This is a genomic window from Blautia sp. MSK17_66 (assembly GCF_020538025.1).
Lineage (GTDB): Bacteria > Bacillota > Clostridia > Lachnospirales > Lachnospiraceae > Blautia_A.
In genome coordinates, this window is record NZ_JAJBNQ010000002.1 from 131,194 (window position 1) to 146,987 (window position 15,794).

Sequence of the window (15,794 nt, forward strand, 5' to 3'; positions counted from 1 at the left end):
CTCCTTGTATCTCTAGTTTTCATTAAAACAAGAGCATCCGTTCCCAGATGCCCTTGTGATTATCCCTGTATTCTTTTTATCTATTTCTTCCAGTTAGTTTACTCATATCTTTTCTCAAATTCTTTGTCATTTTCTTTGAAAAATCATCAAACATAACATCACCAAGCTGTTTTGCAAGATTCTTTACATCAAGCTCACTATCAATGCTTTCTACGTTCAGATTAATTTCCGGACTGAAGGTAATATTCTGGTTTTGAACTGAAGGAATACCATTCAGTTTTGTTCCATTATTACCACGCATCATTTCAGTGAACTCATTCATAGAAACGACAGAAGGTTTTAGTAGTTTCGTAAATTCTTCCGTAAGAACTGTTTCCCCGGGTCTTGCACCAATAAATCCGGTGTCACCATTTCTGATGATCGCATTTCCTAGCATTGTACCTAAATCTGCTGGGATAAGATTACGAACGATTCCACCTTTAGAGAATCCATATCCCTGTAGTTTTTTAAGCAGAGCGGTTTTCTGTTTGCCTGTCCATTTACTATATGATTTCGGATATTTTAACCCCAGAATCTTAGCTGCGTCTACTAATTTAGCACCAGATATATCCTTGCCTTTCTTCTTGAAATGCTGTATAAGTTCATGATTCTTTGCATAATCAGATTTTTTAAATGTTTTATTCTTTAAAGATTTATACCATTTATCCAGCTGATTTTTCTTGATCGTATCTTGAATTTTATTATTAAAATCCTTGGTGTTACTTAATTCTTTATCAGATTTTCCTAAAATCAAACTGTCCTTAATAGACTGACGTTCTGCATCAGTAAACTTATAGCCGGATTTATTCAATGCGTTATCTACGGTCTTTGCATATTTATCGTAATTCTTTTGTCGAACAGTAACGCTGAATGTTGCAGTAGCAGCAGAAGATAACTTCGGATATACTGTAATTGTGGTCTTTCCAGATTTTTTAGCAGTAACAGTAAAACTGGTGTTGTTAACTTTTTGTGCTGTAACGATTGAGCTATCTTTAACAGTTAAAGTAAAATCTTTTAGATTTAAAGGAGCATTTTTATATGTTACATTTACGGTCTGTTTCTTCCCGGCAACATATATCGTTGCACTTTTTGGACTCAATGAGATTGAGAGTTTAGCACTATAAGTCTTACCATTAGAATCATAACCAATGTCATTTGCAGCATTGGAAGCATTCTGTGAATCTTTGACCGCATTATTAACAATATTATTTACATCCTTATCATTTGAAATGCCAGAAGTATCAACTTTGGTGTATTCTCCCAGATGTTTATTCGTTTCAGTAACCGTTTCGTTTGTGCTATTCTTAACCGTTTCTGCATTTAGATTATTCTTGAATAACTCGGATGTCTTATATCCTGTATCCTCAATAATCTTACTAATTTCTGCAAATGTATCTTTATAAGACTGTTTTACCTCGGAAAGCATATCAGTGATAACAGTTTTTTGAAGTTCTGTATTGGATTTAAGAGCTTTAAGAGTATTATCCAATGCATCATCTGCCTTTTCAGACAGATCATCGTAACCTTTGGACTCCATATCCAACTGATGCTCGTATTTGGTATCAGCCAGATCCTCTTCTTTGTCCTTCAGGTCAGCTTTGAGTTTAGCCAGTTTTGCTTTTGCAACAGCATTACTGGTTCCTTCAAGAGCAGCAATCTGTGCCTTAAGAGCATTGATGTCTTTGGATTTATCCTTTATAGTCTTATCGTACTCATAGTAATCCTTCTTATTATCAAGAGCTTTCTTGCGTTTATCAATATTCTCCTGAAGCAGATCATTTTCTTTGGTGATCTTATTCTCATACATATCAAGCAGATTCTGCTGGCTGGAATATAAAGACTTGGATGCCTGTTGTATCTGGTTTAAGGCATTTTCTGATCGTTCTTTGTACTCATCGGCTGTAACCATACCGTTTTTCTTTAATTTTTCAAGTAAATCAAGTTCGGCGGTACAGTCAGAAATCTTCTGTTTATACGCATCCATTTCCTTATTGATGAGAGAGATATTTGCAAGCCCGGTATCTGTAAATGATCCATCATCGTTATAAAACGTATCAGAATCCATCATATCCCGGAGATTTCCATAATCCTCAATCAGATCATCCAGTTTGTCTTGTGCTTCGTCAAACTGTTCAAACCGTAGATCAACGATAGATTTCTTTAACTCTGCATTACCATTTGCAGTCTCAAAAATCTTTTTGTCTAATTCGGATAATTGATCGGCATATTCCTGATATTTGTCTGAATCTTTGTTCAGTGTAAGCATTTTCTGCTGTGCTATATTCTTTTGATCCTGTAATGCTTTTATCGTGCGATTGTTAGTAACAATGGCATTTTTATAATCAGCCTCAGTGATCCCTTTAGAAAAATCACCTGTCTTAGCATCATAATAACGGTTTGCATCTTTATAATCCCTATATGCAGATTGTTTCTCAGCTGCCCGAGTATACTTGTCAGTCTTATACTGAGCTGCGTTTGCAGCAAGCTCATCAAGCTGGTTAGTCAATTCGGCGGTAGCTTTTTTGCTATCATTCAGAGCTGTTCTCAGATCCTCTAAACCTGCAAGAGATTCTTTGTAGAAAGTGGAATTTACTCCATATTTCTTTTTAATCTGGTTCAGCTGCTTCTGATAATCCGAAATTTCTTTATTGATTAAACTTGTCTGAGCATTCTGATTGTTTCTCTGAGTAATAATATCTTTGTAATAAGCAGACCCAATCCCCTGAGAATGTCCAGTCTCAGCGGCAAGTTCATTTCTACTACTAAGTGTATTATTCTGATTTTCATATACACTTCGTAAAGCATCGTATTTAGTTGTTACATTATCTAGTTTCTGCTGATACAAGTCTTTTTCCTGTGATTTCAGGTCTTGAATTGCCTTGTCACATTCTACGATCTTATCATACCATTTCTGGTAGGCTTCGACTTTTGATTTATCTGTTTCACTCAGGGATTCCAGTCCCACAGTTCCATCCTGTACCTTTTTCTTTAGTTTTGCCGACAGACCAATTTTCTTTGCATAAGCGTTGGACTTCTTCACGTACATCTTACGGGCATTTCCATAATTGCTAATAAGACGTTCTGTCTCTGCGATTGCATTTCTTGTGTATTTATCCTTTGTTGAAATAGCATCTGCATTGTCTGCTTTTGCCTTGTTCACATCAATCAGGCTTTGAAGTTTCTGCACGACCCGTTCAAACCAATCTTTGACATTCTTCCATGGATCTTCCCATTTTGAGGAAGATCCACCGCCAGAATTTCCACCACCGGAATTTCTACTGCTGGTGTTTCCACTGCTGGTGTTTCCTGAAGAATGTGAGCCTGCATAGGTTGTCTTATGAGATGCAATATTTGCCTGTTTCTTTGAAATCCCACCTCTGACCATAGCAGTACCATTTGCTCTTGCAGTTCCTCTTCCATTTACAAAACCACGTTCTAATAATGCTTCTGACTGTAAGTGATTAAATACAATGCTACCTGCCGGGATATCTACAAACTCTGCCCCGTTATCTCCTACGGTATGCCATGTACCGGAACCCGGATCAACCACAATCTCTCTTCCCAGTTCTCCAACCAGAGTAGTTCCTCCTGTTTTCGTTCCCCAGTTACCATCTGCATAAGCATGACCGACCAAATGGTTATAATGTGCAGTTCCTGCTGCATGAGCCGTACCATTTACGCCATGCTTGCCTCCTGTTGGTGGTGTTGTGTTTGTCCAGTTTACGGTTCCTGTGGCTGTGAACGTTGTCTTAACTTGGCTTACATCATTAGTCCAGCTTACCGTTCCGTTGGATGTATGCATCTGTGCAGCCCATGCATCTACCGTTCCGGTATCATTCTTCCACTTCACTGTACCATCTGATTTCTTTTCTTCCGCAGCCCACGCATCCACTACGGCAGAATCCACACCTGCCTTTACCATGATCTCTGGTGTCAGTGCCTGTAAAGATGCCTCGATCGTATCTGCGGAAGTCGTTTCAATATTCAGCTGTGCCTGTATTTCCGGGCTTAATCCCTGAATCTCACTGACAAGACTGTCCACTTTGCCCTGTGCTTCCGAAGTATCTGCCCCAACTGCTGTCTGAAGTTCCACATTATTCTGTGCCTGTTGAAACTGCTGCAATAAGGATAACGCATTTCCCAGATCACCCTCTACCTGTGAAGTGTCCACAGACATGACTGCTGGTGCTTCTAACATCTGTTTCTGGGTGACACAGTACTGAATCACGGTATTTGCATCATCCACCTGTGAGGAATCCACCTCTACCGTACCTTTGTAATCCTGCATCTTCTGTATAGTATTATCCAGTGTTGCAACTTTATCTTCTGTACTTTCTATATCAGAAACATCTATCTGAATATCCAGATCCTTGTCACCAGCTAATTCTTCAATCCTGCCTTTTGCTTCTCCTGCTGCCATTCCAAGGTCGCCAAGCGTCTTGACTGCCTCATCTGACCAGTCAAAATGAGCATTGAATTCTTCCATTTCACCAAACATAGCCTGTACAAACGGCAGTGACAGGTTCAGACCATCTGCAAAATCCTGCATGGTACGCTGACCTGCAACCTTGTATTCTCCGCTTGCTTCATCCAGTTCCATAAGACCTGCTTTCGTAGCTTTCGCACAGAATTCTGCCACATCAAGCCCGGTTCTGTTTCCATCAGAATCATGGTTGAAGTAATGCTCGATCGAATCAATATAAGAAGAAACGGCTGCTTCATCTTCATGGTCGATATTGTCCGGCACGATAAAATCTACTGCTGCCTTATAATCTTCTCTTCCGGTTCGTCCATAATATTCGGAATCTGTAACCTGTACCGTATCTTCTATGTGCTGCAAGGCTCCCATAGCATCATCGAACATATCCCCGGATTCTGAAGCGTTCTGCTTGTCCAGCCACGCCTGATATGCTCCGGTTGCTTCCCTTAAAGATGCGGACAGCAGATCCAGCTGGTTACACTGGTTTACGATCCCGTCATTCTCAGCCAGAAGTGCATCAATATTGGACTGGATCTTTTCTGCATTCTCACTCTTTGCATCTGATAATCCTCTCAGTTTCTCCTGAAGCTGTTCGATCTCTGCGATATTCTGCATATACTCGTTCTGTTTTTCCAGCTTCAGGTTGTCGTTTGTCTGAATGGCTTCTTCTGCTTTTGCTTTCTGAAGTGCCCGGACTTTCTCAGCATTTAACTGTAAAGCTCCATTATTATATTCCAGAGCAGAAGTATAATCTGCAAGATCATCAGAATTAAAATCATCTATGGTGATGGATTTTCCCGTACTCTGTGAATCCAATAAAGAAGTAGCTGCATTAATTCCACTCAGGGTTGTTTTCGTATCTTCCAGCTGCTTTTCCAGACCAGATACCGCTTCTGTGGCTGCACTGACTGAAGTGGAAGATACGATTCCCAACTCTGCAAGCATACTCACAAGATTGCTCACCTGTTCGCTGGATGTATCGGAGATCACGCCACATTCCAGAGCTGCATCTATCAGAGAATTAACGGCATCTTCTCCCTCCTGCACTCCTTCTGTCTCAAAAGCATACTTGAAATCTGTATCACTCAGGTTCAGATCCTTCAGGGCTTTCGCACTCTCTGCAACCTTCTTCCCAAATGTGCTGGAATCGTTACCTTTTACCGCTTTTGTAAACTTGCTGTTTGCAATCGCTGTATCATTCAGCTGATCCCGGACTTCCTGTATCTGATCCGCATATTCAGACATGCCGCTTTCTTTGCTCAGGGTCTTCATGGAAGAATCCAGCGTGTTAAAGTTGTCTGCTGCTTCTGTGATCTTCAGGTCATCCCCATCTGCAACTGCATCGTTGTATTCTTTTACTGCCTTTGCATAATCGGATAACCACTTTGCAGCAGTCTGTTCTTTTCCATCTGCACTGTATAAGGCATCATCTGAAATCATCTCAGCTTTCTGTGCCTGGTCGTATAAGTCCTGATATTCTCCCAGTACATCTTTTGCAGATTTCAGACCAGAATACGCATTATCAGACATAAGATCCAGCGTATCAGATTCTCCGTATTTCTTTTCAATGTCCGATATTTCGGTCATAAACTCATTCAGGGCTTCTTCTGCCTCCGCTGCATCTGCATTAAACTGAATATCCACGGTAAATCCGTCTGCATATTCGTCCATCTGGAAGACATCTTCCCCGTATTTATCCTGTAGATCCTTCACTGTCTGCTTAACTGCATTGGATTCATCCGAACCATCATCATAAAATTTTCCCAGATACGTATGTCGGTTTTTCTCCATCTCTTGTGCAGCTTTGTCAATGCTCTTTTTATTTTCATTCAGAAAATTCTCTGCATTCTTCTGAGAAATCTGTTCAAGAAGAGATATCTGTTCTGTCAGCGAACCATTCATCAGGTCAATTCCTTTTACCTGATCTCCATAGGATTCTGCTAAAGATTCCTGAATAGATAACAATTCACTCTTGGCATCCGCAGCTTCCTGTTCCGTCAGTGTACCAGATTCAAGTGCTGCCCTTAACTCCTGAATCCTGCTGATATTTTCTTCCAATGAAGCATTTTCTTCTGACCATGAATTTCCTGCATCTCTTGCTGAAGACATTGCTTCCTTCACGGAATTACTGTAACTTGAAATTGCCATAACTGCTGCCGATACACCAGCCGCAACAAGGATCAGCGGATTTGCCATAAGCGTTGCCCACAAACCGGATAATGCACCAGTTAAGGAAAATGTTGCTGCGGTTGCAGTTCCTTCTGCTGTAGCAAGTCCCATAGATGCGATTGCAGCAGCTGCCTGTGTTTCTGACATTCCCTGATTCATCAAGATCGCGATCCTCTGAGCATTTGATAAGTTTGTACTGGATAATACCAGCTTTGTCTGTGCATTTGAAAGATTCTGTGTCAATCCTAATAACTGTGCAAAGGAATCTGTCGACATATTTGCTATTTTGCTGATATTCAAGGCACTTCCAAAATTTGACAGTTCTTTAAACATGGCAATCAGCTGCTGAAATGCAAACACTCCACCTGCTGCTGCAAGTCCTGCAAGGGATGCTTTCAGAAGATCCGTCTGTGCAGTAAAGTCTGCAACTGCTTTTGCCCCATCCAAAAATCCTGCATACATATCGTCAGATACCAAGCCTGTAGCCACATTTTCAAGGCTTGCTTTCAGGGCATTGGTCTTTGCTTCCAGAGAAGTCAGGTAATTGTCCTCAAACTTCTGCTGTGCGGTTCCATCCGAATTCTGTGCTGTTTCTGTAAGCATCTGGACTTTATTCCAGTTGTCAAACATAGCAATCAGCTTATTATACTGATACGTTCCTGCCATCGCAGTTGCTACTGCTTTCTTGGTATTCCCATCAAACGTAGCCCATTTCTGAGCCACTTCATCAATGACAGGTTCCGATTGCTTAAACTGACCATTCACATCTCGCATAGAGATTCCTACTTTTTTCAGGACTTTCTCTACATCATTTAAAGATTCCCCTGTTTCAGAATCCACAAATTTTCCTGCTTTGATCTGGTTCATTCTGGAAAAAATACTCTTCAGACCAGTACCAATACTGTCATCACTGTCCTGTGTAACATCCTTAATCGTTGCGATCATTGCAGCAGTTTTTTCCAGAGAAACACCTGCATTATTCGCCTGCGATGCAACTTTTGTCAGTGCCTGACCGATTCCACCTGCATCAGAAGCAGATTTCAGATCAATACTGTTCAGGACATCATTAATATGGCTTGCCTGATCTGCATTCATCTGAAAACCGTTCAATGTAGCAGTCAGGACTTCTGCCGCCTGTTCAGAATCCATCTGTGCATCTTTACTCAGAACCATACTGTCTTTTATCAGCTGGCTTGTTTCCGACATGGAACGACCCTGACGTAACCATGTATCAGCGGATAATGCCACATCTGAGGTGATTGCTCCAAGCTCCTTACCCAACACATTATAATCCTGCATCAGATCATTGATATATGTCTTATTTGCTCCGGTTGCCATAGCAAGGTCTGTTTTAATATCATTAAATTCTTTTACCGTTGAGATTGCTTTCTTCCCGGACTGAATGACCTTGTTGATCCCATTCTGTAAAAGATAAGCACCACTATATACAGAAAATGCCTGTTTAAAGGTGCTTCCAAGAGATTCAAAAACGCTTTTGCCCTGTTTTCCTGCTGCATTGATATTTCCCATAAGCTGTTGAAACTGTAGCATATTCGAAGTATCAACATTCGGCATATGGATATTCGCACCCTGCATTTCTGCCTGATCGACCGATTCTGTCACAGATTGCCCAACAGATTGTTTCAATGCATCGGTATTAACATGAAGATCCATCTTCACATCCTTGATCTTGTCCAGTGCCGACCGGATCTGTTTTTCCAGCTCCGAAGCATCAATCTTGAACTTCACCGGAAGATCTATCTCTGTCAGTGCTGCACTCAGATCTGATTTCAGGGATTCTCTGTTGATCTGAATATCAACTCTGACAGGCTCATCACCCGTTGCAACCTGACTGATTGCAGCACGAAGATTTGATACAAGCTGTTCCTCATTCATCTTCAGGTCAAGGTTCATAGCTTCCCCGGCTCCGTTTCCTGCATTCTGAATCGCACTTCTTATATCAGAGCTGATTTTTTCTGTATTCACATTCACATCAAGATCAATTGTTGTCTTTGCAGCTTCCGCAGCTGATTGAATGTTATTTTTAAGATTTCCCATCAGCATACCAGAAGCAGCAGATGCCTGTTGCCATGCTGTCTCATCCACAACCGATCTCATCTGACTGTCCATGTTCTGATATGGAATCCAGTACGTCCACCAATGCATTCATCGGACACTTCAAATTATAATCTATACTTGCTTTTAATTTTTGTCTTTCTTTTCTCACATCTTCAGCATCTCTAAACCTTCCATTTCTTGAATACGGAACTTTATGTATATATTCCCAAAATCTAGGCAGTTTCCGCACTTTGACTTTTTTACTTTTCTTCTCTATTTCTTCAGATACCATCGGAACCCACCAGCCGTAGTCCCGATTTTTACTGTCTGGTAAAAACGCTGACACCATCTTATGCACCGTGCCATCTTCTATTTCTATGTAGTCCTCTCTCATTTCAACTTCCTGTGTGCTATTAAGTTCAAAAATTTTCTTCTGCATACTGGCAAGCAATTTTTCCTGACAGTCCATAGCATTCTGAAGCAATTTCACAATCTCCATCTCTTCTGCTTCTGCCAATTCCTCTTCTTCTAGTATTCCTGAATCTTCTAACTCTTCTTCCTCGTCATACTCTGGAATCCACTCTTCCTCGTCCCATAATTCCGGCTCCTGCCACAGATCTTCTTCCAGATCAAACTCTTCATCCGTTTCATTCAGCATTTCTTCATTAAAATTATTCATATGTCTTCTTCCTTTACATTATTTTCGAACATTTTGTTCTTTCATTATTGAGGTTCAATTATCATATCACAAGCATTATTATTTGTCAATTGATTGACAATACATATTGTCATACACTCAATTTACATTATTATCAAACATTTCAATCTATTTACAAACCTCATATATGCCCCTAGAATCGCTTAAAAATTTTTCACCAATATCCTTTCCAGATTAAATATTCGATTCAAATTTTACTTCTCTGGCTTAAAATAAACCTACCGTATACACCAATTATCAAATGTAAACTTTTTGTGAACTTTATTTTCATCACAGATCCTGCTCCCGGCAGTATCTAGCTGTACCTCTCCCGGAAGTCTGATCCGGGATCTGTCAGACATTTATCCTCCACAGCCTGTAGCGTCCCTCATCAAAAACTCTTGCAGGCTCTTCAAAATTTTCAATTTGCACATGTTTTTCTCTCTTATATCAGAAGGTCAGAAAACGTGTGCAATCTCTCTTTCTAGTAGAATTGACTTAATCTTTTGACGCTTGGAGCACAAAGTTAAGCACGAAGAACTCCTGTATATCTGATGCAGTTGGTTTTATCCTATATAATAAGAAGAAACACTCTCACATTCTCAATCTCAAAATTTTTTCTGTCGTTTTTTGATTCGGTTTCCTTCTTATTATATGGGTACTCCGTACAAAGTTGTAACTACCCCCGCCCGGCAGGATCAATCACCTTCTATACCCCAAACTGTTTCTATCTCATTTCTGTTTCTTTCCTCAATTTGTTGATTTATCTGATTTTTTAATTCTTCAGTACGTTCAAGAATTTTTTTATCTTCACATTTTGCTATAACATACATTTTCTCAAAATAATGAATCAGTATCGCCTTTTCTTCCAAACTCAACTCTACTTTGTAATGTTTTTCAGAATTGCATCTTCTTTGAATGCCATCTAAGATTGTATTCAATATTACTCTCCGAAACGCTTCCTGAAGTATCTCTTTCTGTTTTCGATCTGATTTAAAATCCTGTTCAAACTCAATGGATTCAACCGTAATTTTATTCAGCTTTCTAACCCCATATTTTTTCATGTGTACTTCAAATTCATGTTCAATTCCCTCGATAATTTCAAAATACTTGCCACTTCTTACTGCTTCACGCTCGGATCTTAACTTATAGGAATCAAGGAACCATCCCATATAAATCTCATATTCTATTAGCAAATCATTATCAGGAACAGTATGTTCACAAGACTTGCTTTCCTGCCTAAGTATTCCTTTCGGTAAACTGTTTGCCGGGTATCCTAACGTTTTACAAATACGTGTAATAGTTTGACTTCTTACAGTATTAATACAAAGATCCTGAAAAATTTTTTTCGCCTTTATACAAACATATTCTTCAAAAACATGTGTCATATCCTTAAAAATTTTATATATATCAAATCCGAATTCTTTATAAATCAAATAACTCGGTACATATATCTCATTCATCTTTCCTCGCTGATGATACCCATTTTTTCGAATACCCGAAACAAGAATACACTTAAACAAATATTCGAACGTTGCGTCCGGAATCTTTTTCACAGCTCCATTGTTTACACGTTTGTCCTGAAGTTTTGGCTCTTTCAACTGCTTCGTGAAGATATAGCTCTTCTTGGGCTTGTGTGTCTTCTTATTCTCCGGGTGATAAAATTCATAGGAATCTTCTACCTCTTTGATCTGTTTTTTCTTCTGATTACCTGAAGACTCTTTCCATCCGAGCACTTCACAAATTTTTTTATAGGTATACTCCTGATTCAATTCTAACATCGTCCTAACTTCCTTCCTGTTTTATCATATTTAATAACCGTTATACGCAGACGAGCTGCTCTCTATCTCCGTCCGCTTACGCTCCCTGAGATAACAAAATCGTATATGTTATAATGCGAATTATACCTCGCTTTCCAAAATTGTCAACATCAAAAACCTAATAATATATTATTTGATTACATTAGGTATTTGATTTGGACAAATTTGGAAAATATGATAAAAATTCCTTTTATTTTATTGGTTTTTAAAACGGTCATATTCCCATATTTCATTTCTTTCCGAAGGAAAGAGAGAGGACGAAGTCCGTATATTAGTATTTAATTAAGACAATTTTATCTCACATACATCTATAATTTTCTCAGTATTCACAATTCTTTATCGTTATCGGATTCAAAATTCTGGTCAGTATAAAAATGTAACACATCCAGAGAATACAGGAAATATCAAGCCTCTTCTCAGTTATAAGTACCCCCCGTCTACCTGCTGCCCCTCCCCCTCCGATCTGCTTCTTGTGCTTCTGGTTCTTATGCGTCTGTCGTTCCGATCCTGTCCCTGAACTGCATTTTGTTGTTCTTCCTGCTGATGATTCCGGTAAAGATATGATTCTGCATCTGCTCCCCTCTCCTGTATTATGATGTAAATACTGCTATTCTACTACATAATGTTGTTCTTATATCCGATATCACAACTCTTCGCATCATCCATAGTATCTCTTATGCATCAAAAAGACTTATGCTCCTTTACTTTTTTGCTTCTGATCTGCTCATATACTCCAATTCTTCTGGTATTTCCTGTAAAATATTTTTTTAATAGACCTATATCGTCGTATACGGTCTAATTTCGATTTGACCCCCTTCATGGACACATTCTCCACTGACCCTCCTACGATGGCTTCCTGAGCGTGTGAGCGTGATATAGTCCACTAATCTAGGGTAGTAAATTCGGCTCACTTTGTCCGGTTCCGATGGCTCTCCCCTGATCTGCTTCTGGTGTTCTGGCTGTCCTGATCGTTTAGCAGATACACCTGTAAAATCCTTGCTTCTTCTATGTTTCTGTCTGATCTGACCTTTTTATTATCACTGGTTTGTGATCTTTCCTGTGATCCTGTATCTCTTATGATCTCAGATTAAATAATATATTTTCTTCTATAGTAAGTCTGTGTTAACTTATATCATGGTGATATTTCTATACCTTATATCCCCATTCTGCTGATATACTCTGGTGTCTTTCTTCTTTCTGTTGTGATCTGTACGATTGTAGTTACTATATTTTTATTTTTGGTAACTACAACCAGTAAATATAGTTACTATATTTTTATTTCTAGTAACTACGGATAGAATCTGATCTACTGCAACTGATCCGGTTATATACGGTTGTATACGATCTGATCCAGACAACAGAAGCAAGGCAGCAGCTACACAAACCAAACCGGATATAACGCCAGACGCAAAAAGAAGCGGTATTTCTACCGCTCCCCTGTTATTCTGCTGCAAGTATGTAGTTGACTGCTTTTTCTGCTTTACTGCTGGCTGATACGATGAATTTATTATCATTCCTTAACACCTGTAACCAGTTTTGGATATATGCTGTTGAGTTCCTGAAGGTCTTTATTGTTTCGATTCCTAACAGATTCATCAAGGATGCACTTCCGATTTCAGCTACAAGTTCTTCTTTGCTGTATTCCTCGCCGCCAAACGCTGCAACTGATCCGGTCTGAAGTCTGTCAAGCCTGTTCTTATGTCCGGTACTATGTGTCAGTTCGTGAAATGTCGTGCTGTAATACTCATTTATTACTTTGTACTGTTCTTTCAGCGGTACAACCACTTTATCCTGTGACGGGCTGTAATACGCTTCATTACTTGCACATTCTGTGAAATTGATATGCTCTCTGGTGACATAATCTGTTATGATTTTCTCAGCTTCTTTTATTGGTTCTACTTCATTGTTAAGCTGATCTTGTGTTAAAGGTTTTACTCCTTCAACCTGTGAGATGTGGAACACATTGTAATATCTCAATAACGGTATTTTCTTGGTTTCTTTCTCGCCTGTATCTTTGTTGGTTTCTTCTGCTTCGAAGATCTTCCAGAAGACTACGATCTCTGACTTCTCACCTTTCTTGACCTGACCGCCTAAATCCTGCCACTGTTTATAGGTTGCATACTCTCCGGTGTGCTTCAGAAGCATCTGGTTTAATAAACTGTATGGTTTCTTGCTCACTCTGTTGTAAGCTCCTGATCTAACACCTGTCCACGGTTTCTCCCATGGGATAATACCGTCCTCAAGTTCTGCGATAATCCTTGTAGTTACCATATCATATACATTTATCTTTGTTGCCATATTGAAGCACCTCTCTCTTTCATTTGATGCCTCAATTATATATTGGTACTAATATATTGTCAATCCACGCCTTCCACAATATTATTAAGAAAAATTTGTATATTTTGTATAATGGTACTAATATGTTTTATCTTGCTTCTTACTCCAAAATGTGCTAAACTTCTTTATAGAACAACCGTGTTACAGGGTGGCTGACCTCGATTCTACATAGAATGGGGGTGGTGCTTTATGAATAATCATTTCGATTTCAAGGATCTCATGGCTTTCGGAATGTTCATATTATCACTGCTGACATTCATTTATATGATTTGTCACTGACGATTTAAAGCATAGAAAAACCACCCCAAAACTTTGACCGAGTACAGGGTGGCATTTCTATGTTATCTACTATAACGAGGTCAACCCCTTGTGGGCGGTTGTTCTCTTTGTTTGTATTATATCACATCTTATTATAAGATTCAAGTTTTCTATTTGTTCAACTCTCTCTGTATCTTCTCTTGTATTGCTTCTCGAATAAATCCTGCTTTACTACATTCATGCTCTTTGCAATATTCTTCTAATATTTCCGCTTCCTTTATCGGCATCGACAATTTTACCTGTTTGTAGTTATTATCAAAATATTTTTTGCTGGCTCTTTTCTGGGCTTCCGATACTGGCATTACTTCACCTCTCCTTCTATATAGATGGTATATCTCTATCTTATCACTGATCTTTCATTTGTCAATGCATATCACACGGTGTATTGGTACTATTATACATATATGCATATTAGTACCATTATATTTTTGTGCAGTATTCCGTCTTGATTTTATATTGGTACTAATATATACTAATCTCAACAACAAAACAACAGCAACAAAGCAAGCAGGAAAGACCGGATGAAGCGATAGGGCGGTTCACAAGTAACATGGTAGTTATGCTGACAGATGTATCAGATAGAGTGAATGCAGAATAAACATGATCCGGCAAAACAGTTGAAGAAAGCAGGAACAACAGGGCAAGAAAGCACAGTGTTCATACTACTTGAAGAAAATGAACAGTCTGAACCAATCAGAACTTTACCCCTCAACCAAGAAGTTGTTAAGCGGAAGAATCAACGAGCGAGAGGACACAATACTTTGTTGTTGAAGAGTTGCAGCAACACACAAGCAACCGGACATCCGAAAGATGTTCACAAACTTGAAACCATATACCTGTGAGACTTCGTAATTAGACAAGTCAATAGACACGAAGATGATTCAAGGGTTGCTACCAAAGAAGAAATCCCAAGGAGGAAAGACATATGTGTAGAACAATGAATGAGTTAGAAAAAGTTATAGCAGATTACAGAGGACTTAAAGCAATGAAAGAACAGCTTGAAGAAGAATTAAAAGCAGTTGAACGTGAGATCATCGGTTACATGGATGCAAATGAAAAACTCACAGAGACTGGTAATGACTTCACAATTAAACTTTCCACCTGCGAAAGAAGAACACTCGATAGCAAGCGTCTTGAAGAAGATCTCGGTAGCCTTGCAGAGTATCAGCGGATCAGTCAGTATAGAAGACTTTACATTAAATAAATCTCTTATCCTTCCGGTGGCGGTTAACCGGAGAAAGGACTAAACAATGTTATACAGAGTTTTCTTTAATGCTTCCAATGCCAGTTATGCCAGATGCTTTACAGATAAAGAAGAAGCTGAAAAATTTTACAATGGGCTTGTGAACTCAGGATGTTACCGGAATGTAACATTTCAAGAGGGATAAAGTGGTCACAGCCACTATAAACAGGGCTTTAAGCTGTGAGCGTTGACCGTCACACTGGCGGTCAGGTAGTCAAAATATAAGGAGGATATACACTATGATGTATTCAGAGTTTATCAAGATCAGCAACTTCACAGAACACTATATCTCTTTTACAGAGTATACAACCTATATCGAGCCAATCTACATGGCGGCGGATCAGATCCCAACAAAACAGGAATTCATAGCAATGCTGAGAGATGCCTTCAAAAGCCTTGTTAATCCGGTGATTGAGAAAGCTATGCATAGCTTATCACTTGAGGACAAGCTTATGTATCTTGAATGTGGTTCTCAACAGGTACAAGAGTATCTTGAAAGAATCGACTTCGAAGCCCGTAAACTTGCATATCAGTATTTAAAACTGATGCTCACATTATAATCACTCTTGCTGTGCTATCGGCATGACGGGCATTTGTCATTAGTTTTTCTTCACTGTGATTCTAGGGACGAAA

At 39.2% G+C, this 15,794-nt stretch carries 8 protein-coding genes; 3 read left to right on the forward strand and 5 right to left on the reverse strand.

Annotation, left to right across the window (positions count from 1 at the left end; all coding sequences use genetic code 11):
* Positions 1-76: 76 nt before the first annotated feature.
* From LIR34_RS01940 to LIR34_RS01960, 5 genes are all read right to left on the reverse strand, one after another.
* Positions 77-8,854, reverse strand: coding sequence for a phage tail tape measure protein (locus LIR34_RS01940; protein ID WP_173901676.1), 8,778 nt, complete (start codon positions 8,852-8,854; stop codon positions 77-79).
* Positions 8,787-9,425 (reverse strand): hypothetical protein, encoded by a 639-nt coding sequence (locus tag LIR34_RS01945; RefSeq protein ID WP_173901675.1) that lies wholly within the window; start codon positions 9,423-9,425, stop codon positions 8,787-8,789. The genes LIR34_RS01940 and LIR34_RS01945 overlap by 68 nt, the downstream gene beginning before the upstream one ends.
* A gap of 716 nt (positions 9,426-10,141) precedes the next feature.
* A complete protein-coding gene (locus LIR34_RS01950; RefSeq protein ID WP_173901674.1) occupies positions 10,142-11,224 on the reverse strand; it encodes a hypothetical protein in 1,083 nt (360 codons plus the stop codon).
* A 1,479-nt stretch (positions 11,225-12,703) separates the two neighbouring features.
* Positions 12,704-13,561, reverse strand: a complete 858-nt coding sequence (locus LIR34_RS01955) for an ArdC family protein (protein WP_173901673.1) — start codon at positions 13,559-13,561, stop codon at positions 12,704-12,706.
* A 467-nt stretch (positions 13,562-14,028) separates the two neighbouring features.
* Positions 14,029-14,220: a hypothetical protein gene (locus LIR34_RS01960; protein ID WP_173901672.1), complete on the reverse strand. Its 192-nt coding sequence runs from the start codon at positions 14,218-14,220 to the stop codon at positions 14,029-14,031.
* 285 nt (positions 14,221-14,505) lie between these two features.
* On the opposite strand from LIR34_RS01960, the gene LIR34_RS01965 reads away from it, so the two are divergent.
* The 3 genes from LIR34_RS01965 (at position 14,506) to LIR34_RS01975 (ending at position 15,721) form a co-directional block, all read left to right on the forward strand.
* On the forward strand, positions 14,506-14,760 hold the full coding sequence (locus tag LIR34_RS01965) for a hypothetical protein (RefSeq protein WP_173901671.1): 255 nt from the start codon (positions 14,506-14,508) through the stop codon (positions 14,758-14,760).
* A gap of 83 nt (positions 14,761-14,843) precedes the next feature.
* Positions 14,844-15,122: a hypothetical protein gene (locus tag LIR34_RS01970; protein WP_173901670.1), complete on the forward strand. Its 279-nt coding sequence runs from the start codon at positions 14,844-14,846 to the stop codon at positions 15,120-15,122.
* A gap of 278 nt (positions 15,123-15,400) precedes the next feature.
* Positions 15,401-15,721: a hypothetical protein gene (locus LIR34_RS01975; RefSeq protein ID WP_173901669.1), complete on the forward strand. Its 321-nt coding sequence runs from the start codon at positions 15,401-15,403 to the stop codon at positions 15,719-15,721.
* The last annotated feature ends 73 nt before the right edge of the window (positions 15,722-15,794 follow it).